This window comes from Actibacterium mucosum KCTC 23349, assembly GCF_000647975.1.
In the GTDB taxonomy this organism is placed as follows: Bacteria; Pseudomonadota; Alphaproteobacteria; order Rhodobacterales; family Rhodobacteraceae; genus Actibacterium; species Actibacterium mucosum.
Map to the genome: position 1 here is coordinate 330,649 of NZ_JFKE01000001.1, position 20,619 is coordinate 351,267.

The following is a 20,619-nucleotide window of genomic DNA, read 5'->3' on the forward strand; positions in this document are numbered from 1 at the left end:
GCGTAACTATGCGGCTTAATAGCGGTAGTGTTCCGGCTTGAACGGGCCTTCTGGTTTCACACCGATATAGTCCGCCTGATCCTTGTCCAGCTCTGTCAGTTTCACGCCGATCTTTTTCAGATGCAGGCGCGCGACTTTCTCATCCAGATGCTTGGGCAGGATGTAAACTTCGTTGGCGTATTCGTCGCCTTTGGTGAACAGCTCGATCTGCGCAAGAACCTGGTTGGTGAAGCTGGCCGACATCACGAAGGACGGGTGGCCGGTGGCGTTGCCGAGGTTCAGCAGACGCCCCTCGGACAGCAAGATGATACGGCTGCCCGACGGCATCTCGATCATGTCCACCTGATCTTTGATGTTGGTCCATTTGTGGTTCTTCAAGCTGGCGACCTGAATTTCGTTATCAAAGTGACCAATATTGCCGACAATCGCCATGTCCTTCATCGCGCGCATATGCTCGATCCGGATCACGTCTTTGTTGCCGGTGGTAGTGATGAAGATGTCGGCATTGGGTGCCTCGTCTTCCAGCGTGACAACTTCGAACCCGTCCATCGCGGCCTGCAGGGCGCAAATCGGGTCAACCTCGGTCACCTTCACGCGGGCACCGGCGCCACGCAGCGAAGCCGCCGAGCCTTTGCCCACATCGCCATACCCGCAGACAACGGCAACCTTGCCGGCCATCATCGTGTCGGTGGCGCGGCGGATGCCATCCACCAGCGATTCCTTGCAGCCGTACTTGTTGTCAAACTTGGACTTGGTCACGCTGTCATTCACGTTGATCGCGGGGAAAGGCAGCTGACCGTTGCGGACCAGTTCGTAAAGACGATGCACGCCGGTGGTGGTTTCCTCGGAAACGCCCTGAATCTGATCGCGCATCTTGGTGAACCAACCCGGGGTTTCGGACATGCGTTTGGCGATTTGTGCGTGGATTACTTCCTCTTCTTCCGAGGTCGGCACACCCAGGTCTTCGCCTGCCTCGGCGCGTGCACCCAGCAGGATGTACAGCGTGGCGTCGCCGCCATCGTCCAGGATCATGTTGGGGCCTTCGGGAAACTGGAACGACTTGTCCAGGTAATCCCAGTGCTCTTCCAACGACTGGCCCTTGATCGCGAATACCGGAATGTCTGCCGCGGCAATGGCTGCTGCCGCGTGATCCTGGGTAGAGAAGATGTTGCACGACGCCCAACGCACATCGGCACCCAGAGCCACCAGCGTTTCGATCAGAACACCGGTTTGGATGGTCATGTGCAGGCTGCCCACGATGCGCGCACCGGCCAAGGGCTTGCTTTCACCGTATTCTTCGCGCAGCGCCATCAGGCCCGGCATTTCGGTTTCAGCAATGTCCAGCTCTTTGCGGCCGAACTCGGCCAGAGCGATGTCTTTTACAGTATAGTCAGCGGCCATTTTGCCCGGCTCCGATCAAACAATTTACGTTGATCGGCTCTTAGCACCGGACGTCAGATGCGGCAATGCACCAGTATGTCAGCTTTTGCTATCCGGGGTTTCCGGTGCCAGCTTTGAATGGTGGTAATTGGTGCCGCTGGCCACGATGCAAGACAGACCTTCAGCTGTCGTCATAATGATTGTGAAAGTGCCTGTTTCGGGCGATGCCCATACCTCAACAAGTCGATCACTGTTTTGCAGCCCACCGGCCACAACGTGTTCTTTATACTTGTCGCTAAGCCGTTCCGCGACGGAATCGCGGGTGGCACAAGTGAGTTGTTGCGCAAGCACTGGCGGTGCCGTACCGGCCACACCCAGCAGCAAAGCCGCGGTGAATAGACGCTTGAACATAAGCTGTCTCCTTTCGACATGTGCCGGCGGAGCGCTGGGACCTTTTCCCAACGGTCCAGCCGTGGGTTCAGGGGTCTGATCGTACTCTATGATATGTGCATGATACCCTAACGAGCCAAAAAATGCTGGTACACTTTTACGTCACGGCACAAAACTGTGGACATTTTACACCGCATGTCCTTTTGGATAGGCAATTGAAAAACATGACTTTTGGATTGTCGGATGACCCAAAAACCCCGCGCATGGCAACGCATGCTTTCTGGTCGCAGATTGGATTTGCTTGATCCCACGCCCGTCGACATCGAAATCGAAGATATCGCGCATGGTCTGGCATTTGTGGCTCGTTGGAACGGACAGACTTTGGGCGAATTCGCCTATTCCGTGGCCGAGCACTCTTTGCTGGTCGAAGAGATTTATGCCCGCATGGTGCCCGCCGCGCCTGTCAAATGGCGGTTGGCTGCGCTTTTGCATGACGCCCCGGAATACGTGATCGGCGACATGATTTCACCCGTGAAGGCCGCCGTTGGCCCGGATTATGGCGCGCTGGATGACCGGCTGACCGCCGCGATCCACATCCGGTTCGGCCTGCCCGCGCAGCTTCCGAAAACGGTCAAGGCGGCGATCAAACGGGCCGACAAGGTGTCGGCATGGTTAGAGGCCGTGCAATTGGCCGGGTTCGCCGAGGCGGAGGCGAACAAGTTCTTTGGCCGCCCAAAACCCGAGATCGTGCATGAACTGTCCCTGCATCTGCGCCCACCTGTCGAGGTACGCAACGCGTTCACGGCCCGCCACGCCACGCTGATGGAACAGATGGCATGATTCATGTCCGCAAAGCCGGCGCACTGGATACCCGTGCAATGGCCGAGTTGTTGAACACGATCATTGCCGTTGGTGGCACCACGGCCCTCACACAGCCTGTTACGGGCGCGGATTTGCGCATGTGGATGCAAACCCCGGGCAGCCACTGGATCGTGGCCGAGGACGATAGTGGCGAGATTTTGGGGTTTCAGTGGATCGAACCCACTGATGAATTGCCTCAAGACGCTGTCAGCATCGCCACGTTCTCACAGGTGGGCAAAACCGGGCTGGGCATCGGATCGGCCCTGTTTCGGGATACCTGCGATGTGGCCAAGAAGGCCGGTTTGGGCTGGATTAGTGCCGAAATTCGCACCGACAACATCGGTGGTCTGACCTATTACAAAAGCCGTGGGTTCGAGGAATATGGCCGCAAGATCGGCCATGTTCTGCAGGACGGGACGGTGGTGGACAAGGTTCTGGCGCGTTACGAGCTTTAACACAGGCGACCGGCCGAGGCGTCACCCAATTTCCAGCCGCTGAAATCCGAGGTAAAGTGGGCCTGTAATCCGTCGGGCCAAACGATCACCCGGCAGGTTGTGCCCTGCACGATACCCGGCCCGCGCAGCTTTTCCATCGCTGCAATCGCGCCTTCTGCCGCCCGACCAAACCCGATCTCTAACCCATTGGTCCGAGACACGGTGAAACCGGATGAAACAGGCACCAATTCACCTGAAAACCGCGCCGTTTGAGGTGTTGCGCAGCCAGCAATAAGCAGCAACGCCAGTACCCACCTCATCGTGGCGAGCGTTTGGCCAATATCCGCTGCAAAGTCCGCCGATGCATGTTCAAACGCCGCGCGGTTTCCGACACGTTACGATCACACAGCTCGTAAACGCGCTGAATATGTTCCCACCGGACCCGGTCTGCAGACATCGGGTTTTCGGGCGGGGGCGGTGCATCGCCAACGGACAGCAACGCGGCGGTAATGTCGTTGGCATCCGCAGGTTTGGCAAGGTAATCCGTCGCGCCCATCTTTACCGCCGACACGGCCGTAGCGATGGCGCCATATCCGGTCAGAACCACGATACGGGCATCGGGGCGCTTTTCACGCAGCAACTCGACCACTTCCAGTCCATTGCCATCTTCAAGACGCAGGTCCACCACCGCATAAGCAGGCGGACGCGCGGTGCCAATCGCCTTGCCTTGTGCCACGGATTCGGCGGTTTCCGTCTCAAACCCGCGTTTTTCCATGGCGCGCGCCAGACGGCGCACAAAGGGTTCATCATCGTCAACCAGCAGCAGTGACCGGTCTGGTCCGATATCATTCAGCGCGCGTTCCGTCATTTATATGACTCCCCTTTTTCCAAGGCCTTAGACTTGTTCTAAGGAGTCACACGGCACCCGTCAAACGGTCGCGACACTACGCCCCAGCTGCGTCCACGAAACATCCGATACGCTCGGCCATCGCCTCGGGCGTTTCTTCGCGGCGGAAAAACTCAACAAACCCATGCTCGGGCAAAACGAGATACGAGAAGGTCGAATGGTCGACCAGGTAAAACTCGTCATCCGAAGGCTGCTTGCGATAGAAGGTTCGATACGCGGTCGAGGCCGCTTTCACCTGCTCGGGCGAGCCGGTCAGGCCCAGCATGTCTTCGTGCATGTATTCGGTGAACTCGGCCATAACCTCGGGCGTGTCGCGTTCGGGATCGACAGAGATGAATACCGGCTGCACTTTGTGGCCCTGTTCGATCAACAAGTCCACCGCCTCGGCGTTGCGGACATTGTCGGCGGGGCAGACATCCGGGCAAAAAGTATAGCCAAAGTAAAGAAGCGAGGGCCGGGTGATCACATCGGCATCGGTCACTGTTTCGCCAGTTTCGCTGACCAGGGTGAACGGCCCGCCGATGCTGCCCGAACCACCGGCAACAGAGCCCGCGCGACATTGGGCGAAGACGTCATCGCCCGAAGGTTTCAGCGCAACATAGGCCGTCGCACCCAGCATTGCAGCCACAGCAACACCGGCAACAGAGGCATAAAGGCGGGTCATTTGCATATCCTTTCTGGCGGGACGCTCTTTGATCTCTGCAATTTCGCGGTAAAACAAGAGCTCAACTTGCCACACCGGGGGCTGCTCGCGAAGATGTCAGAATATATCGACCTTGATGGCCTTTCCACCGAAGGCCGCAACCAGTGGATTCGCCTGCGCACGCTGACTGCGCTGCGTTGGGTTGCGATCATCGGACAAACCACCGCCGTTGCCGCCGGAACATTGTGGCTGGAATACCAGATCCCTCTGGGTTGGTGCTCGTTGGTGATTGGCGCCGCGATCATCGCCAACCTTCTTTCGGTCGCTGTTTATCCTGAAAACCGGCGGCTGTCCGAGGGCGAGGCGACCGTGTTCCTGCTGTTCGATGCGGCGCAATTGGCAACGTTGCTGGCACTGACCGGAGGGTTGAGCAACCCGTTCAGCCTGCTTGTGCTGACGCCGGTCACGATTTCGGCCGCGGCGCTGCGGCTGTTGCCAACGGTGTTCCTTGGAACGGCAACGCTGGCCATGGTCTCGGCCATTGCGTTCTGGTTCGTGCCGTTGCGCGACGCGGCCGGTGTGGAACAGATCCTGCCAAATGTCTTTACCTTCGGATTCTGGATGGCCATCGTCATTGGCGTTGTGTTCCTGTCGATCTATGCCAGCCGCATTACGTCCGAGCTGAACTCGATGACTGACGCGTTGCTGGCCACGCAGATGGCGTTGGGCCGCGAGCAGAAGCTGACCGATATTGGTGGCGTGGTGGCCGCCGCCGCGCATGAGCTTGGCACGCCGCTGGCCACGATCAAGCTGGTCAGCAATGAATTGGCGGAAGAGCTGGAGGATCAACCGGTTCTGCGTGACGATGCGATCCTGATCCGCGAGCAGGCCGATCGTTGCCGCGACATCCTGCGTGGTATGGGGCGGGCCGGAAAGGACGAACAGAACCTGCATGCCTCGCCCTTGTCCGATATCATCACCTTTGCGGCCGAGCCTCACGGCGAGCGCGGCAAAGAACTGCATTTCAACCTGCGCCCGTCAGACCCCGGCCGCGCCGACGAGCCGTTGATCCACCGCCACCCCGAAGTGATCCACGGCCTGCGCAACCTTGTGCAGAACGCGGTTGATTTCGCCCAGCGCAATGTCTGGATCGAGGCGCATTGGAGCGACGACGAGATCGGCATGCGCATTTCCGACGACGGCCCCGGCTATCCGCCGCAAGAGCTTGGCCGGATTGGCGATCCGTTCCTTGGCCGCAGGCGCGGTGAAAGCGGACGACGCCCAGGGTACGAAGGTATGGGCCTGGGCCTTTTCATTGCAAAAACACTTCTGGAACGAACCGGTGCCGCGTTGGATTTCGCCAACGGATCGGACCTTGTGGATGGCCGCAAAGGTGCAATTGTCAGCGTGACATGGCCGCGCCATGCCATCGCCGTGCAAGACGAAGACACCGAAACCTCGGTTAAGAAAAAGTTCAGAATCTAGCGGTTACCAACAATTTTCGGTACTGGGTTAACTGCCGATTAACCATTCTGCCCAAACTCTTGAACGCAAGCGGGTTGGGCAAAAAGGGTTAGGGATGTTTGAAAACCTTGTTGTGCCGATCGTAGTTGTTGGGGTCTCTTTTTTGGCTGCTGTTGCGGCGTTGATGGTTTTGCCGATACTGCCGGCACCGTTTCTGCGTGCACGTGTCACGCCGGAAATCATGGGCGAAGATACCGTTTTTCTTTTCGATGGCGACGTCCTGATGGACGCCACCCCGCGTGCGCGGCGTCTGCTGGAACTTGGTCAGGGCAGTTTGAACGACTGGCAAAGATTCCTGTCGCTGATCCTGCCGCGATATCCCGGTTTTCTGACCGAGATGACCGCGCTTGCCGAAAACGGGCTTGTCGTGCTGGAGGATCGCGCGGGAACCGGCATTTTGCGGGCCCGGTGGCTGAACGGTGTGGCGCGCATCTCACTGCTGGAAAGCGAGCGGGCCGAGGATGACGCCGGTATCGATGACCAAAGCCTTGCCGCGCTGAATACCGAGCTTCAGACCCTGCGCGACCTGTCGCAGGAAATGCCAATTCTGGCATGGCAGCTGGATGATGCCGGAAACGTGTCATGGGCAAGCCAGGCGTATCTGGATCTTGCCGCTGAGATGTCGGATGACGACGACGTGCTGACATGGCCCCTGCCCCACGTGTTCCGGGATACCGACCCCAGCACATTTTCGACCGGTGTAAACCACCGCCGACTGGCCGTGAACCTGCCCGATGGTTCGCAACGCTGGTTCGATTGCTCGGTTGGGCAGGCAGGCCCGTCGCGCATGCTGTTCGCGGTTCCGGCAGATGCCGCCAACAATGCCGAGGTCACCTTGGGACATTTCCGGCAGACATTGACGATGACCTTTGCGCAAATCCCGACGGGTCTTGCCATTTTCAACCGTGACCGCAACCTTGTGATGTTCAACCCGGCACTGACCGACCTGTTTCAACTGGAGCCGCAATTCCTGATCTCACGCCCGTCGCTTGCGGCATTTTTGGATCGTTTGCGCGAAAAGCAGATGGTGCCTGAACAAAAAAGCTTCAAAGAATGGCGCGAGAAAATGGCAACGCTGGAGCGTGAATCCGCCAGCGGCGTCTATCAGGAAAACTGGACACTTTCGACCGGGCAGACCTTTCGACTGACGGGGCGGCCCCATCCCGATGGCGCCGTTGCCTTTCTTTTCGAAGACATCAGCAGCGAGGTGTCCCTGACACGCCGTTTCCGTGAAGAGCTGGAGGTCAGCCAAGCGGTGTTGGACAGCCTGCCGGACGCCATCGCGGTCTTCTCGGCTGGGGGGATCCTGACCACCAGCAATGCAGCCTATTCCACTCTGTGGAAACACGACCCGTCTTCGTCCCTGGGAGAGGTCTCGGTGGCTGAAATGCGGAAATACTGGCTGTCGCATACCCAGGATTACAATGCGCAGGAGGCTTTGGGCGATTTGGCAGACCACCTGCAGCGGCGGGTTAACTGGACAGGCACAGCGCCATTGACCAACGGGGTGAACCTGGATTGCGAGGTTCGGTCCATTGCAGGTGGATCGATGATGGTCACGTTCCGCGAAATTGCGCCTGCACGTCAGCCCGATCGCGCCAAATCCAACAAGTCGCCTGCCCATTCCTGATCCGGCCTTGCGCCAGAGTCTCGGGGCGCTAAAACTGGCGCCATGGGTGAAGGCACTGATTTGTTCAAGGTTGAGCTGGCCGTTGCTTCGGCAGATGAAACGGCCGATCTGGCGCGGAACATAGGTGCGGTACTGCTGCCGGGCGACACGCTTCTTTTGTCCGGTCCGGTCGGCGCGGGCAAAAGCCATTTCTGCCGGTCGCTGATCCAATCTCGGCTGGCGGTCTTCAACCGGTTCGAAGACGTCCCCTCGCCCACTTTCACTCTGGTTCAGACCTATGTGGCCGGCGATGTGGAGCTGTGGCATGCCGACCTCTATCGCCTCAGCGATCCGAGCGAGTTGTTCGAACTGGGCTTGGACACCGCGTTTGACGCCGCAATTTGCCTTGTGGAATGGCCTGACAGACTGGGCAGCGACGCGCCCCGTGACGCGCTGAGGGTTGGTTTGCATTCCGGCGAAACGCACGACCATCGCATCATCACGCTGCAAGGTCCCACCCAATGGCGGACCCGGCTGACGGGGGTTATCAATCATGACTGATCGTTCGCCGTTGATAAAAACGTTCCTGTCGGCCGAAGGCTGGGCCGATGCGCAAATTGGGCCGTTGGCGGGGGATGCCTCTAACCGGCGATATCTTCGCCTTTGGAACGGTCCCGGGGGACGCGGCGCTGTTCTGATGGACGCACCGCCTGAACGTGGCGAGGACATCCGCCCGTTTATCGAAATTGCCAGGTTCCTGACAGACGCTGGATTCAGCGCTCCTGCCATTTTCGCGGCGGATGAAACACACGGTTTTCTTCTGCTGGAAGATCTTGGTGACAACCTTTTTGCCCGCCACCTGCGAACGCAGAGGTCGGATGAGATCAGTCTCTATTCCACCGCAGTTGACGTTCTTTCAGCACTTCACCAAGAAACACCGCCCGCCCTCGCGGCCTACGATACGCCCGTGATGGCACCTTTGGCTGGGTTGGCGGCAGAGTGGTATGCCAATGACATCACCTTGCGTGCGCCGCTTCAGGCGGAAATGGCAGACAGCCTGAACGCCCTGCCGGCGTTCAAACCGGTGATCATTCTGCGCGACTTCCACTCCGAAAACCTGTTATGGATGCCGTCGCGAAGCGGATTGGCGCGGGTCGGTTTGCTGGACTTTCAGGACGCGATGCTGGGCCATCCTGTGTACGATCTGGTCTCGCTGATTCACGACGCACGCCGGGACGTTGCGCCCGAGACGGCCGAGGCGATGATGGCCCTTTATTCGGCACAAACCGACAGCGACATCGACGCCATCCGTCAGGCATGCGCGGTTCAGTCCGCGCAACGCAACCTTCGTATCCTTGGCGTTTTTGCCCGCCTTTGCGTGCGCGACGGTAAACCGGGGTACCTGGAATTTATTCCGCGGGTCTGGCGGTTGATGATGCAGGACCTGTCCCACCCGGGGCTGAGCGGCTTGCGCAAGACAGTGCAATCCGTACTGCCGGAACCCAATGCCGAAGTTATCGAAGGACTGCGCGCAAAATGCCATTCAAACCCAACACCGTAATGATATTCGCGGCCGGGTTCGGTACGCGCATGGGCCAGCTCACGAAGTCTCGGCCCAAGCCCTTGATCCACGTAGCCGGCACACCCTTGTTGGATCATGCATTGGATACGGCGTTTTCAGCCGGAATAGAGACTGTTCTGGTCAATACCCACTATTTGGCGGATCAAATCGCTCTGCACCTGGCAGGCCGCGACGGCGTTCTTGTTCAGCACGAGGCGGACCAGATTCTGGAAACCGGGGGTGGCTTGAAACGCGCCGCGCCGCGCCTTGGGCCCGGCCCGGTGGCGACGTTGAACTGTGACGCCGTTTGGCATGGCACCAACCCGTTGGACGTACTGTCCGGCGCTTGGCAACCAGAGCGGATGAAAGCCCTATTGTTACTAAAACACCGCGACCTTATTCCGGGATATGGCGGCAAAAACGACTTTGGGATCGATGGTGACGGACGCATCTATCGCGGTGGGCCCTATATTTATCTGGGTGCACAGATCATGGTTTTGCAACCGGTCATCGCGCATTCAGAGACCGTGTTTTCGTTCAACGTCATCTGGGATCAATTGATCGAATCCGGGCAGGCCTTTGGCGTCAGCTATCCGGGCAATTGGTGCGATGTCGGTTCGCCTGAAGGTATTCTTCGGGCCGAGGAGATGCTGCGTGTTTGACAACCCTGGCCCCCGCCTGTTTGCCTTGCCGCCCGGCGCAGATTTTGCACGGGAGGTTCTGGAAGGGCTGCGCGCCCGGGTATCGGGGCCAGAAGCCATGGCCGATGTCCAAATCTTCGTGAACACGCGCCGCATGCAACGCCGGTTCCAGACGCTTCTTGCGGAAGGTCAGGCGGGTTTGCTGCCCCGGATTGGGGTTCTGGACGACGTGCTGACACCCCGTGACATGATCGGATTGCCAACAGAGCTGCCGCCGCTTCATCAGAAAATGACGATGGCGCGTCTGGTCAGCAGCTTGCTGGACCATCAACCCGACCTTGCCCCACGCAGCGCCGTGTTTGACCTGGCTGACAGCTTGTCGTCGCTGTTGGATGAAATGCAAAGCGAGGGCGTGCCACCAACGGCTTTGCAACAGCTGGATGTCGGCCATTTGTCGGAACACTGGCAGACAGCCCAGTCCTTTCTACAGATCGCAACGCAAATTGCCGATCAGGACAACGCCACACCGGCCCTGCGTATGCGCATGGGTGCCAAGCAGCTGATTGCCCGATGGGCAGACACGCCACCCCGGCACCCGATTATCGTTGCGGGCTCTACCGGGTCACGTGGAACAACCGCCATGTTGATGGAGGCCGTTGCCAAACTGCCGCAAGGAGCGGTCATTCTGCCCGGGTTCGACTTTGAACAGCCCGACGTGTGGCCGGCGCTCGACAACCCACAAACGGGCGAAGATCATCCACAGTTTCGCTTTCGCAGCTTGATGTCTCGTCTGGACGTCCAGCCACAGGATATCGTCCACTGGACCGGGGCCGCTGACCCGGTGCGCGACCGCAATCGCGTTCTGTCGATGGCTTTGCGCCCTGCCCCGATCACGGATCAATGGCTGCGCGAAGGCAATCAATTGCCCGATTTGCCCGGCGCCATGGCTGACGTCACGCTGATCGAGGCCGCCTCGCCCCGCGACGAAGCGTTGGCCATTGCGTTGCGCCTGAGACAAGCGATCGAGGAAGGGAAAACCGCGGCTCTGATCACGCCCGATCGCGTGCTTACCCGTCAGGTCACTGCCGCGCTGGACCGCTGGGGCATCGAGCCAGACGACAGCGCAGGCGATCCGCTGCACCTGACTCCACCCGGCCGTCTGTTGCTGCAGCTTGCGGGGTTGTTGGTGAACGGGGTTGCGCCCGACACGTTGTTGGCTTTGCTAAAACATCCGCTTGTTGCCACCTCGGGCGACAAGCGCGGCCCGCACCTTTTGCACACGCGCGAACTGGAACTTTGGTTACGCCGCCACGGGCCCGCGCACTTGCTGGCTGGAACAATCCGGCAATGGGCAGAAACTGCCGGCGAAAGTTCTAAGGAATGGGCAATTTGGCTGGAACAGTGCCTTTTCGCGCATGAAAAACCGACCCAGAACCCGCTGACAGAGATGTTGACCCAACTGTCTCAAAGCGCTGAGCTGTTGTGTGCCGGTCCTGATCAACCCGACAGCGGCGCGTTGTGGGACAAGACCGCCGGTCAAACCGCGCAGGACGTGATGCAGAGGCTGCAGGACGCCGCGCCAATAGCCGAGCAGGTATCGGGGGCCGAGTTCCTGTCATTATTGCGGTCGGTTCTGTCTTCCGAGGCTGCGCTGGACCCGGTCTTGCCCCATGCAGGTGTCATGATCTGGGGCACGCTCGAAGCGCGCGTTCTGGGTGCCGACCTGACCATTCTTGCCGGACTGAACGAGGGCAGTTGGCCCGGCACCCCAAATCCAGACCCCTGGCTGAACCGCGAAATGCGGCACAGGGTGGGCTTGTTGTTGCCGGAACGCAGGGTCGGTTTGGCCGCGCATGATTTTCAACAGGCAGCGGCTGCACCCACCGTGGTCTTGTCGCGTGCTGTGCGAGATGCCGAGGCGGAAACCGTACCTTCGCGCTGGATCAACCGGCTTTGCAATCTTCTGAACGGACTGCCTGAACGCAACGGGCCCGATGCGCTAAAGCAAATGCGCCAACGCGGGCAGGCTTTGTGCAATATGGCTGCGTTGCTGGACGTTCCAACCGAGACAATACAGCCTGCGGTACGTGTTGCCCCGGCCCCGCCGGTTTCATCGCGGCCGAAAAAACTGTCGGTCACGCGCATCCGCACCCTGATCCGCGACCCTTACGCCATCTATGCCGAACGCATTCTGCGACTCAGGCCGTTGGATCCTCTTCGGGCCGAGCCGGACGCTCCTTTACGCGGCACAGTTCTGCACGAGGTGTTCGAGGCGTTCTTGAAGAACCATCCGGACGGCAGCGCCGATGACCTGATGGCCACCGCCCAGCGCGTTTTGGCCGATCAGGTCCCATGGCCTGGAACACGGCATCTGTGGCTGGGCCGGCTGGGCCGCGTCGCCGACTGGTTCCTGGAAAACGAAACCCGGCGACGGACCGAGGGACGCGTGATTGCGCTGGAAACGTCGGGACAGATCACATTGCCCAATGGTTTTGACCTGACCGCGACAGCAGATCGGATCGACGCTGATCTTGGTGGCGCGTTGAGGATTTATGACTACAAAACCGGCACCCCGCCCACCGAGAAACAGATCAAAAGTTTCGACAAGCAATTGCTTCTGGAAGCGGTGATCGCCGAGGCAGGTGGCTTTGCCGATGTCGCGCGGCAGAAGGTTCGGGATGTAACCTATATCGGATTGGGGAACAGCCCCAAAGAAGTCACTAATGCACTGGAAAACGAGCTTGTTGCCAGAACGCGTGCCGGTCTTGTGGACCTGATCGATCGCTATGCACTGCGTGCCCAGGGTTACGCGCCGCGTCGTGCAATGGCAGAACAAAACGCTGTGTCAGACTATGATCACCTGTCACGCTACGGCGAATGGGCGCTGTCTGACGAAGCGCAACACATCGAGGTCGGCGATGAAGCGTGATCCAGCCACGGAACGGCAAGTGCAGGCAGCGGACCCTATGGCCTCGACCTGGTTGTCGGCCAATGCGGGCTCGGGCAAAACAAGGGTTCTGACGGACCGTGTGGCCCGCCTGTTGCTCAGCGGCGTACGCCCGCAACACATCTTGTGTCTGACCTATACCAAGGCAGCAGCGTCAGAGATGCAGAACCGCCTGTTCAAGCGGTTGGGTGAATGGGCGATGCTGGACGAAGGCACGCTGCGTGCAAATTTGGAACAATTGGGACTGGATGACCGCGTCGACAGCGCCACCATCGCCGAGGCACGGCGTCTTTTTGCCCGCGCCATCGAAACGCCCGGCGGGTTGAAAATTCAAACGATCCACTCGTTTTGTGCGTCGCTTCTGCGGCGGTTTCCGCTTGAGGCTGGCGTTTCGCCGCAATTCACCGAGATGGACGACCGCACCGCGGCACAGTTGCACGCGGATATCGTAGAGCACATCGCCGAGGATCAACCCGATCTGTTTGCGCGGTTCGCCACGTGGTTCACCGGCGACAGCCTGCACAGCCTGACATCGGAGATCACCAAAAACGCGGATGAATTGCGACACCCCGCAGACGCTGCGCGGGTCTTTAGCGCGCTGAATTTGTCAGGCGATGTGGACGAGGCGGCGATAATCGACACAGCGCTGAATGGCTCTGAATCGGCGTTTTTGGCCGAATTTGTGCCTGTTTTGGCAAGCCAGTCGGCGATGTACGCGAAATTCGGTGCCGCGCTTGCCGCCGTCCAGATTGCGCCTCTGAACGATGATGGTTTTGCCCAACTATGCGACTTGTTCCTGCAAAAGTCGGGCACAGAAAAAGGGCAGTCAAAATCGTCCAGATGGCCGCAATCCAACCACAAGAAAGTACGCGAGGCGCTTGAGCCATGGTTGCCGCAGATACATGCGTGGATGGACCGGGTTGCCGCCGCGAACGCCCAGCTAAGGGCATTGACCACCGCGCACAAGACATTGGCCCTGCACGAATTCGCCGCGTCGTTCATCACCGCCTATGACAGTGCAAAACAGGCGCGGGGTTGGTTGGATTTCGATGACCTGATCACCAAGACACGCGATCTTCTGGTGCGGCCGGGCGTGGCGGAATGGGTTTTGTATCGTCTGGATGGCGGAATCGACCATATTCTCGTCGACGAGGCGCAGGATACCAGTCCGCTGCAATGGCAAGTTATCGACTTGCTGGCGCAGGAGTTCACCGCGGGGCAGGGCGCACGCGGCGACACGCAGCGCACAATTTTTGTGGTGGGTGACAAGAAGCAGTCGATCTATTCCTTCCAGGGTGCCGATCCCGGCGGTTTTGACCGTATGCAGGATCACTTTGGACAGCGGCTGATACAGGTGGGCGCGGGGCTGACACCGTTGCAGCTGGAATATTCCTTCCGGTCTGCACCTGCGATCTTGCGCGTGGTCGATCAGACCTTTCTGACCGAGCGCCAAGGCGTCGGCGATTTTGTCAGCCACCACGCGTTCAAGGAAACGTTGCCCGGCCGAGTGGATCTTTGGCCGCCCGTGGAAAAGGCCGAGGCCGACGAGGCCGGCGACTGGACGGACCCCGTGGACCTTCCAACGCCCGAACATCACACCCGCCGCCTTGCCACCCAGATTGCCACCGAAATTCTGCGCTTGACGCAGGAAGAGAGCCTTTTTGACGGCAAAACGGCCCGGCCTGTACAACCCGGTGATGTGCTGATCCTGATGCAGCGACGCAGCCAGTTGTTCCACGAGGTCATCCGGGCCTGCAAGACTGCGGGGCTGCCCATTGCCGGGGCGGACCGTCTGAAAATTGGCGGTGAACTGGCGGTGAAGGATATCATGGCACTGCTGTCATTTCTGGCTTTGCCCGAGGACAGCTTGTCACTGGCTTCCGCACTGAAGTCGCCCCTGTTCGGTTGGGACGAAGACCAGCTGTTTCGTCTGGCCGCGCCCCGGCGTGAGGCTCATCTATGGCCCACCTTGCGGGCCAAGCGCGCAACGCATGCGGCAACCACCGATGTTCTGGATGACCTGCTGGGCGCAGCGGATTTCTTGCGGCCCTACGAGTTGATCGAACGAATTCTGACCCGTCACGGCGGCCGAAAGCGCCTGATCGCGCGGTTGGGAGACGAGGCGATTGACGGCATCGATGCACTTCTATCCATGGCGCTGAGCTATGAGCGGCAGGATGTTCCCAGCCTGACCGGATTTATTCAATGGATGGCCAGCGACGATCCCGAGATCAAGCGACAGCTGGATTCCGCCGGCAACCGGGTGCGGGTGATGACGGTGCATGGGTCGAAAGGTCTCGAGGCACCGATTGTTTTCCTGCCCGACACCGGCAAGCGGCGCACCAATATCCGCGAAGAGATTCTGAAAGGTGCGGATGGTCTTCCTCTTTGGAAACCAAACGCTGACATGGCCGCCTCGCAGATCACCGATGCGCGGAATGCCCTGGCGGCAAAAGAAGCCGAAGAGCGGCAGCGCTTGCTATACGTCGCCATGACCCGGGCCGAGCAATGGCTGATCGTTGGCGTTGGTGGTGACCATGACGATCCGGCGGCTTGGTATACCCAGATTGCCGCTGGCATGGAAGGGGCAGGGGCCGTCCGTCATGATTTCGGCTTTGGCGAAGGACAAAGGTACCAGACCGGCGACTGGGTTGCCGCCAGCAGAGAGGGCCCGGCATCCACTCCCGAAACGGCACTAACCTTGCCGGAATGGGCCAAAACCGGCGTGGAGCCGCCGCCTCGTCCACCTTTACCCAAGGCACCGTCGGATCTGGGTGGGGCAAAGGCCCTGCCAGGGACCGAAGCCGAGGCGCCGGGGGGTACAGAATACGGTTCGGCCCTTCATTTGTTGTTGGAGTACCTGCCAGAGGCACCGCGTGACACATGGCAGATGCTGGCCGACAGCAACCTGCCGCCCGAGCTGGCCGACGCGGCCTTGGCCGATGCGGTGGCCTTGCTGGACAACCCGAAACTGTCGCAGGTCTTTGGCCCGGACAGTCGCGCCGAGGTGCCTTTGACCGCAATGCTGTCGGAACTTGGCGAGCAGATTATGGGGGCGGTGGACCGGCTGATCGTAACACCGGAAAAGGTTACGGCGGTGGATTTCAAATCCAACCGGATCACCCCCGACAGCCCTAAGGCCGTGCCCGAGGGGATCCTGCGTCAGATGGGGGCTTATGCCGTCGCATTGCGAAAGATATTTCCAGACCGCGACGTCGAAACCGCAATCCTTTGGACTCGCCCGGGAAATCTGATGCCGCTGCCATCACAACTTGTTGTCGATGCACTGGAACGTGCCGCGACATCTTGACCCCGGCGCAAGGGCTTCATACGTTCGTTGCCAACTCGAATTCCTCAGGAGAATTTCAATGGCGACAATCGCTGTAACCGACGACACGTTCGACGCCGAAGTAAAATCGGCGGATCTGCCCGTTGTGGTGGATTTCTGGGCGGAATGGTGTGGCCCGTGTAAACAGATCGGCCCGGCTCTGGAAGAGCTTTCGGCCGAACTGGAAGGTCAGGTCAAAATCGTCAAAGTAAACGTTGACGAAAACCCCAACAGCCCCGGTCAGCTGGGCGTGCGCGGCATTCCGGCCCTGTTCCTGTTCAAGGACGGTCAGGTTGTGTCGAACAAAACCGGCGCGGCACCTAAGGCTGCGCTGCAAAGCTGGATTCAGGAATCGATCTGATCGGTTCCCTGGACGGAATTGGAAAGGGCGCCCATTGCGGCGCCCTTTTTGTTTGGCGGTATACCTGCCGGCACGTACGTCACTTTATGTTTCCTGACCCCGAAATGGCGCGCGCTGACTCGGCCCGCCAGTGGTCGGAATGTTCTCTGGCGTCATCACCTGAACGGTAGAGATCGGCGTATTTTCGGCACCATTTGTCAGACCATGCCATGCGAGGAAGCGGTTAAACAGGTTTCGCATGTCCATTTTCAGGTCGTGATGCAAAACGTAGTCGATGCGTCGCTGCAAGAGCAGTTCCCGGTTATCGCGATCCAGGTCGTGCGCGACGAAGATCTTGGCGCTTAGCCCGTAATGGTCCAGGGTTCTAAGGATCGAATGGTTGCCACCACCCATCGAATAGACGGCGCTGAGTTCATGAACGTCGTCAATTGACTGTTCCAACAATCTGGACGTTTCAAAATCAACGCCGCTGCCACCCTGAACGGCGATGATTTGCAGGTTCGGGTTCTGGTCTGCCAACGCTTTGACAAACGCCTTTTCGCGCTCTTCCTCTCCCAGGAATCGTTCATGGCTGCGCGTGGCCAGAATGGTGCCCTTCATGTCGCCAAGAGTTCTGGCAATAAGATAAGCGGCGGTGCGTCCGGCCCCTGCATTGTCCAGCCCGACATAAGCAAGGCGATCGGTGTCGCCGATATCAGTGACAAGTGTGATCACGGGGATCTTCGCAGCAGTCATCATTGCGACGGCATCCCTGATTCTGGCCGTATCGCGCAGTTTCAGGCACACACCGTGGCTTCCACGCCTGGTAACCCGTTTCAAAGCTTCGACGACCTCGCCCTCGTCCATGATTTCCTGCAACAGAAAACGGGGGCGGCACACCGCCGTTCCAATCTGAGGAAGGACAGCCTCTGCCGCTGCTTTGACCTCGTGGCTGAAACGCGTCGGTGCTTCGACAACGAAATCAAAGAAAAGGCGCCTGCCACGGGCGGCAAGCTGCGCCTCTTGGGCCTGTAATTCTTCGATTGCGGCCGACACGCGCAACTGGGTTTGCAGGCTGACATTGCCACGGTTGTTCAGAACCCTGTCGACCGTGGCGGTGCCAAGACCTGCCTGCCGGGCGATCTCCTTGATTGGAAAGCGGTGCGTCATTTGATGTGTTTTTGATGTCTTTTTGAACCCAACGCAATACCCACACCGGATATCCTTTTGGCAAAAGGGAGGATTCACAATGCATGACATCGGCAAAAGCACCGTTGGCTACTACGACCCTGATACCTGTGATTTGGGGGCGTTCAGGTCACTGATTGAACAAACAACACAGCCCGCGCAGGTTCCCCATGCCACCGCGATCGAAAAAAACATTCCGGTTTACGATATGGCGAACCTGCGTTCCGAGCTTGGGGATGAGCGGTCCCGTCGCGCGATCATGGCGGAATGGGCAACGGTCCTGCGCACCGGTGCGGGTGTTGTGGCTCTTCAAGGTGCCTACGCGGATACAGCGGTATTGGATGACGCAACCCGTATCTACGAACGCATCATCGCACAGGAAAAGGCCGGGTCCGGCAGTGGCGGCGATCATTTCGCTGCTTCGGGCGCAAATGACCGCGTATGGAACGCGCTGCAAAAGCTCTGCGAAGCCTCGCCCGAGGTGTTTTTGAGTTATTTCGCCAACCCCTCTATCGCTGCTGTCTGCGAAGCGTGGCTGGGGCCGAACTATCAAATGACGGCCCAGGTTAATCTTGTACATCCCGGCGGCGCAGCGCAGCAAGCGCATCGCGACTATCATCTGGGTTTTCAAACCGCCGGTGTCAGCGCATCCTATCCAGCCCATGTCCACGACGTTTCACCGATTCTGACCCTGCAGGGTGCAGTTGCGCATTGTGACATGCCATTGCAAAGCGGTCCGACCAAGCTGCTGCCGTTTTCGCAAGCCTATCGGCCTGGCTATGCGGCATGGCGGCGGGATGATTTCCGCGCGCTGTTCGAAGACCGTCATGTGCAGTTACCTTTGACCAAAGGCGATGCGGTGTTCTTTAACCCGGCACTGTTTCACGCCGCCGGAGCCAACACGAGCAAGGACATTCACCGTTTCGCCAATCTTCTGCAGGTCTCATCGGCCTTTGGGCGCGCTATGGAAACCGTTGATCGGGACAGAATGTGCAAGCTTGTTTATCCACACGCCCTTCGTGCCAAGATGGAAAACCGGTTGGGGGCTGCCGATCTTTCCGCTGCAATTGCCGCAACGGCCGAAGGCTATTCCTTCCCCACGAACCTCGATCGGGATCCGCCAACAGATGGATTGGCACCTGAAACCCAAGCCGCCTTTTTTGAACGTGCGTTATCCGAAAGGTTGGACGAACATGTATTTGCCGAACGGCTCGATCAAATGACTGCGGCCCGCATAGCATAAAGGTATGGCCTGCGGATCTGATCCATCGCCTCGTGGCGCGCGGCATGCGTTCAAACAGGCCAGCCGTTTTTCTGCAATGTCGCGTGGATGCGTTCGGGGCCGTTTTGGCGTGCAACGTTGATGGATAGGCGTTGCAGGAACCAAAAGAGGTAGGCGTCAAAGTCGGGTTGCACCTCGATTGCGGCCTGAAACGCAGCGCCTACGCCCAGCTGTCCGGCATTCGCCGCGATGTGGTGAAAATCAACGGCGGCAAACAGAACCGCGGGTTTTGCCAGGAAATAGCCAAGGAACGCCAGCGACGAGTTCTGTGTGACGACAAGACTGCAGCGCGGCAGGATCTGTTCCGCGGGTTTGTCGGTCAGAAAAACGTTCTGGTGGCGTGCGATCAGATCGTCCAACGCCGCACGTTCAGACGGCGAATAATCTTCGCGCGGGTGCAGGGTGGCGACAACGGCCTTGGACCGAAATTGATTGGCTGTGGCCTCCAGCATGTTCAGCGGGCTGTCAGTCTGGAAATTCCGGTGCGTCGTCAGCTTACCTTGAAGGGGTACATAGACAAAGTTTTCGTCTTCTACCGCGTCAAAGGTGGCAAAGTGCCGGGCGCGCAGCTTGTCGGCAAAGCGCGTGGCTTGCCCCGCATCAACCTTGGTCGAATCAAACCGCATTCTGGCCGAGGTAAACGCCCAGCGCGCATCGGTTTTCTGGATGGACCAGAACGGGTCCAGATAGGTTTTGCGAAAACTCAATGTGCGGTCATTCAGCGGTGGTTTCATGTGAAACAGGGCATATCCGGGCGCAAGCTGCGTTTCTTCACGCCGGGATGTGTTGTCCTTGGCATATTCCACGGTGAAACCGGCGGCGGTTACCACGTCGGTCAATTGGCCAAGAAACTTGTGCCGCCCCGCCTGAACCTGGCGCCGCAGCTGTTCGTGAAGGTGTATTGTCAGGTGTCTCGGCGCGCTCATGGGGGCATCCTACGAACCGCGCGACGACGGGCAAGTCTTAACAGTTGTTGCGGGGCCGGGATGTGTCCATATAACCTCGGACCGAAGAAGGAGATCACGGATGGCGCAGAACGAGTTTCCCGGCTGGCACGGGACCACGATCATCGGGGTCAAGCGTGGCGGCGAGGTGGTGATTGCCGGTGACGGGCAGGTGAGCCTGGGTCAGACAGTGATCAAAGGCACCGCGCGCAAGGTGCGGCGGCTGAGCCCCGGCGGGCACGATGTTGTCGCCGGTTTCGCGGGCAGCACGGCGGACGCATTCACGTTGTTGGAGCGGCTCGAGGCCAAGCTGGAGGCAACGCCGGGCCAATTGCAGCGCGCCGCGGTAGAACTGGCCAAGGATTGGCGCACCGACAAATACCTGCAAAAGCTCGAGGCGATGCTGATCGTGTCGGACGGCGCGGCGATCTATGTGATCACCGGCGCCGGGGACGTGTTGGAGCCCGAACATGACGTTGCCGCCATCGGTTCGGGCGGAAACTACGCGCTGGCCGCGGCGCGCGGCCTGATGGCGACAGACAAAAGCGCCGAAGAGGTTGCACGCAAAGCCATGGCAATTGCGGCCGATATCTGTGTTTACACAAATGGCAATCTGACCGTCGAAACAATTAGCGAGTAA

19 protein-coding genes are annotated in these 20,619 nt (G+C 59.2%); 12 read left to right on the forward strand and 7 right to left on the reverse strand.

What is annotated here, in order from left to right:
- Nucleotides 1-15: 15 nt before the first annotated feature.
- The gene (gene ahcY / locus ACMU_RS01580) at nucleotides 16-1,401 is read right to left on the reverse strand and encodes an adenosylhomocysteinase (RefSeq protein ID WP_035255478.1); all 1,386 of its coding nucleotides are present in this window, start codon (nucleotides 1,399-1,401) and stop codon (nucleotides 16-18) included.
- A gap of 78 nt (nucleotides 1,402-1,479) precedes the next feature.
- The gene (locus ACMU_RS01585; RefSeq protein WP_035255479.1) at nucleotides 1,480-1,791 is read right to left on the reverse strand and encodes a hypothetical protein; all 312 of its coding nucleotides are present in this window, start codon (nucleotides 1,789-1,791) and stop codon (nucleotides 1,480-1,482) included.
- 222 nt (nucleotides 1,792-2,013) lie between these two features.
- Between ACMU_RS01585 and ACMU_RS01590 the strand changes: the two genes are divergently transcribed.
- Together ACMU_RS01590 and ACMU_RS01595 are read left to right on the forward strand one after the other, a co-directional pair.
- Complete coding sequence (locus ACMU_RS01590; protein WP_035255481.1) at nucleotides 2,014-2,610, forward strand: HD domain-containing protein; 597 nt, start codon at nucleotides 2,014-2,016, stop codon at nucleotides 2,608-2,610.
- Nucleotides 2,607-3,086 (forward strand): GNAT family N-acetyltransferase, encoded by a 480-nt coding sequence (locus ACMU_RS01595; RefSeq protein WP_035255483.1) that lies wholly within the window; start codon nucleotides 2,607-2,609, stop codon nucleotides 3,084-3,086. Before ACMU_RS01590 ends, ACMU_RS01595 begins: the two co-directional genes overlap by 4 nt.
- Here ACMU_RS01595 and ACMU_RS01600 read toward each other — a convergent pair.
- From ACMU_RS01600 to ACMU_RS01610, 3 genes are all read right to left on the reverse strand, one after another.
- Nucleotides 3,083-3,385 carry a hypothetical protein gene (locus tag ACMU_RS01600; protein ID WP_035255485.1) on the reverse strand — a complete coding sequence of 101 codons (303 nt, stop codon included), beginning with the start codon at nucleotides 3,383-3,385 and terminating at the stop codon, nucleotides 3,083-3,085. The genes ACMU_RS01595 and ACMU_RS01600 overlap by 4 nt on opposite strands.
- Nucleotides 3,382-3,933, reverse strand: coding sequence for an ActR/PrrA/RegA family redox response regulator transcription factor (locus ACMU_RS01605; protein WP_035255487.1), 552 nt, complete (start codon nucleotides 3,931-3,933; stop codon nucleotides 3,382-3,384). Before ACMU_RS01605 ends, ACMU_RS01600 begins: the two co-directional genes overlap by 4 nt.
- Nucleotides 3,934-4,009: 76 nt before the next feature.
- Entirely contained in the window at nucleotides 4,010-4,636 is a 627-nt protein-coding gene (locus ACMU_RS01610; protein ID WP_035256049.1) for an SCO family protein, read from the reverse strand.
- 93 nt (nucleotides 4,637-4,729) lie between these two features.
- On the opposite strand from ACMU_RS01610, the gene regB reads away from it, so the two are divergent.
- From regB to trxA, 8 genes are all read left to right on the forward strand, one after another.
- Nucleotides 4,730-6,100, forward strand: coding sequence for a sensor histidine kinase RegB (regB, locus tag ACMU_RS01615; protein ID WP_035255488.1), 1,371 nt, complete (start codon nucleotides 4,730-4,732; stop codon nucleotides 6,098-6,100).
- Nucleotides 6,101-6,194: 94 nt separating this feature from the next.
- Nucleotides 6,195-7,769, forward strand: coding sequence for a PAS-domain containing protein (locus ACMU_RS01620; protein WP_035255489.1), 1,575 nt, complete (start codon nucleotides 6,195-6,197; stop codon nucleotides 7,767-7,769).
- Between the two features lie 42 nt (nucleotides 7,770-7,811).
- Nucleotides 7,812-8,309, forward strand: a complete 498-nt coding sequence (gene tsaE, locus ACMU_RS01625; RefSeq protein ID WP_035255490.1) for a tRNA (adenosine(37)-N6)-threonylcarbamoyltransferase complex ATPase subunit type 1 TsaE — start codon at nucleotides 7,812-7,814, stop codon at nucleotides 8,307-8,309.
- Nucleotides 8,302-9,309: an aminoglycoside phosphotransferase family protein gene (locus ACMU_RS01630; RefSeq protein ID WP_035255491.1), complete on the forward strand. Its 1,008-nt coding sequence runs from the start codon at nucleotides 8,302-8,304 to the stop codon at nucleotides 9,307-9,309. The genes tsaE and ACMU_RS01630 overlap by 8 nt, the downstream gene beginning before the upstream one ends.
- Complete coding sequence (locus ACMU_RS01635) at nucleotides 9,285-9,971, forward strand: nucleotidyltransferase family protein (protein WP_035255493.1); 687 nt, start codon at nucleotides 9,285-9,287, stop codon at nucleotides 9,969-9,971. Before ACMU_RS01630 ends, ACMU_RS01635 begins: the two co-directional genes overlap by 25 nt.
- Nucleotides 9,964-12,879 carry a double-strand break repair protein AddB gene (gene addB / locus ACMU_RS01640; protein ID WP_035255495.1) on the forward strand — a complete coding sequence of 972 codons (2,916 nt, stop codon included), beginning with the start codon at nucleotides 9,964-9,966 and terminating at the stop codon, nucleotides 12,877-12,879. The genes ACMU_RS01635 and addB overlap by 8 nt, the downstream gene beginning before the upstream one ends.
- Entirely contained in the window at nucleotides 12,869-16,207 is a 3,339-nt protein-coding gene (gene addA / locus ACMU_RS01645) for a double-strand break repair helicase AddA (RefSeq protein ID WP_035255496.1), read from the forward strand. The genes addB and addA overlap by 11 nt, the downstream gene beginning before the upstream one ends.
- A gap of 58 nt (nucleotides 16,208-16,265) precedes the next feature.
- Entirely contained in the window at nucleotides 16,266-16,586 is a 321-nt protein-coding gene (gene trxA, locus ACMU_RS01650) for a thioredoxin (RefSeq protein WP_035255497.1), read from the forward strand.
- A gap of 84 nt (nucleotides 16,587-16,670) precedes the next feature.
- On the opposite strand, the gene ACMU_RS01655 is transcribed toward trxA, so the two are convergent.
- Nucleotides 16,671-17,735, reverse strand: a complete 1,065-nt coding sequence (locus tag ACMU_RS01655; protein WP_051587784.1) for a LacI family DNA-binding transcriptional regulator — start codon at nucleotides 17,733-17,735, stop codon at nucleotides 16,671-16,673.
- A 79-nt stretch (nucleotides 17,736-17,814) separates the two neighbouring features.
- Here ACMU_RS01655 and ACMU_RS01660 point away from each other — a divergent pair, with 79 nt between their 5' ends.
- A complete protein-coding gene (locus ACMU_RS01660) occupies nucleotides 17,815-18,996 on the forward strand; it encodes a phytanoyl-CoA dioxygenase family protein (protein WP_035255500.1) in 1,182 nt (393 codons plus the stop codon).
- A gap of 50 nt (nucleotides 18,997-19,046) precedes the next feature.
- Here ACMU_RS01660 and ACMU_RS01665 read toward each other — a convergent pair whose 3' ends face one another.
- Entirely contained in the window at nucleotides 19,047-19,961 is a 915-nt protein-coding gene (locus ACMU_RS01665) for a hypothetical protein (RefSeq protein WP_035255502.1), read from the reverse strand.
- Between the two features lie 100 nt (nucleotides 19,962-20,061).
- On the opposite strand from ACMU_RS01665, the gene hslV reads away from it, so the two are divergent.
- Nucleotides 20,062-20,619, forward strand: a complete 558-nt coding sequence (gene hslV, locus ACMU_RS01670) for an ATP-dependent protease subunit HslV (RefSeq protein ID WP_035255503.1) — start codon at nucleotides 20,062-20,064, stop codon at nucleotides 20,617-20,619.

Bases quoted from the DNA above. Each gene is read 5' to 3' on its own strand.
- regB (WP_035255488.1), top strand. From the start codon at position 4,730: ATGTCAGAATATATCGACCTTGATGGCCTTTCCACCGAAGGCCGCAAC.
- ACMU_RS01655 (WP_051587784.1), bottom strand. From the start codon at position 17,735: ATGACGCACCGCTTTCCAATCAAGGAGATCGCCCGGCAGGCAGGTCTT.
- ACMU_RS01605 (WP_035255487.1), bottom strand. From the start codon at position 3,933: ATGACGGAACGCGCGCTGAATGATATCGGACCAGACCGGTCACTGCTG.
- ahcY (WP_035255478.1), bottom strand. From the start codon at position 1,401: ATGGCCGCTGACTATACTGTAAAAGACATCGCTCTGGCCGAGTTCGGC.
- trxA (WP_035255497.1), top strand. From the start codon at position 16,266: ATGGCGACAATCGCTGTAACCGACGACACGTTCGACGCCGAAGTAAAA.
- tsaE (WP_035255490.1), top strand. From the start codon at position 7,812: ATGGGTGAAGGCACTGATTTGTTCAAGGTTGAGCTGGCCGTTGCTTCG.
- ACMU_RS01630 (WP_035255491.1), top strand. From the start codon at position 8,302: ATGACTGATCGTTCGCCGTTGATAAAAACGTTCCTGTCGGCCGAAGGC.
- ACMU_RS01620 (WP_035255489.1), top strand. From the start codon at position 6,195: ATGTTTGAAAACCTTGTTGTGCCGATCGTAGTTGTTGGGGTCTCTTTT.
- ACMU_RS01585 (WP_035255479.1), bottom strand. From the start codon at position 1,791: ATGTTCAAGCGTCTATTCACCGCGGCTTTGCTGCTGGGTGTGGCCGGT.
- ACMU_RS01635 (WP_035255493.1), top strand. From the start codon at position 9,285: ATGCCATTCAAACCCAACACCGTAATGATATTCGCGGCCGGGTTCGGT.
- ACMU_RS01610 (WP_035256049.1), bottom strand. From the start codon at position 4,636: ATGACCCGCCTTTATGCCTCTGTTGCCGGTGTTGCTGTGGCTGCAATG.
- ACMU_RS01595 (WP_035255483.1), top strand. From the start codon at position 2,607: ATGATTCATGTCCGCAAAGCCGGCGCACTGGATACCCGTGCAATGGCC.
- addA (WP_035255496.1), top strand. From the start codon at position 12,869: ATGAAGCGTGATCCAGCCACGGAACGGCAAGTGCAGGCAGCGGACCCT.
- ACMU_RS01600 (WP_035255485.1), bottom strand. From the start codon at position 3,385: ATGAGGTGGGTACTGGCGTTGCTGCTTATTGCTGGCTGCGCAACACCT.
- ACMU_RS01590 (WP_035255481.1), top strand. From the start codon at position 2,014: ATGACCCAAAAACCCCGCGCATGGCAACGCATGCTTTCTGGTCGCAGA.
- ACMU_RS01665 (WP_035255502.1), bottom strand. From the start codon at position 19,961: ATGAGCGCGCCGAGACACCTGACAATACACCTTCACGAACAGCTGCGG.
- ACMU_RS01660 (WP_035255500.1), top strand. From the start codon at position 17,815: ATGCATGACATCGGCAAAAGCACCGTTGGCTACTACGACCCTGATACC.
- hslV (WP_035255503.1), top strand. From the start codon at position 20,062: ATGGCGCAGAACGAGTTTCCCGGCTGGCACGGGACCACGATCATCGGG.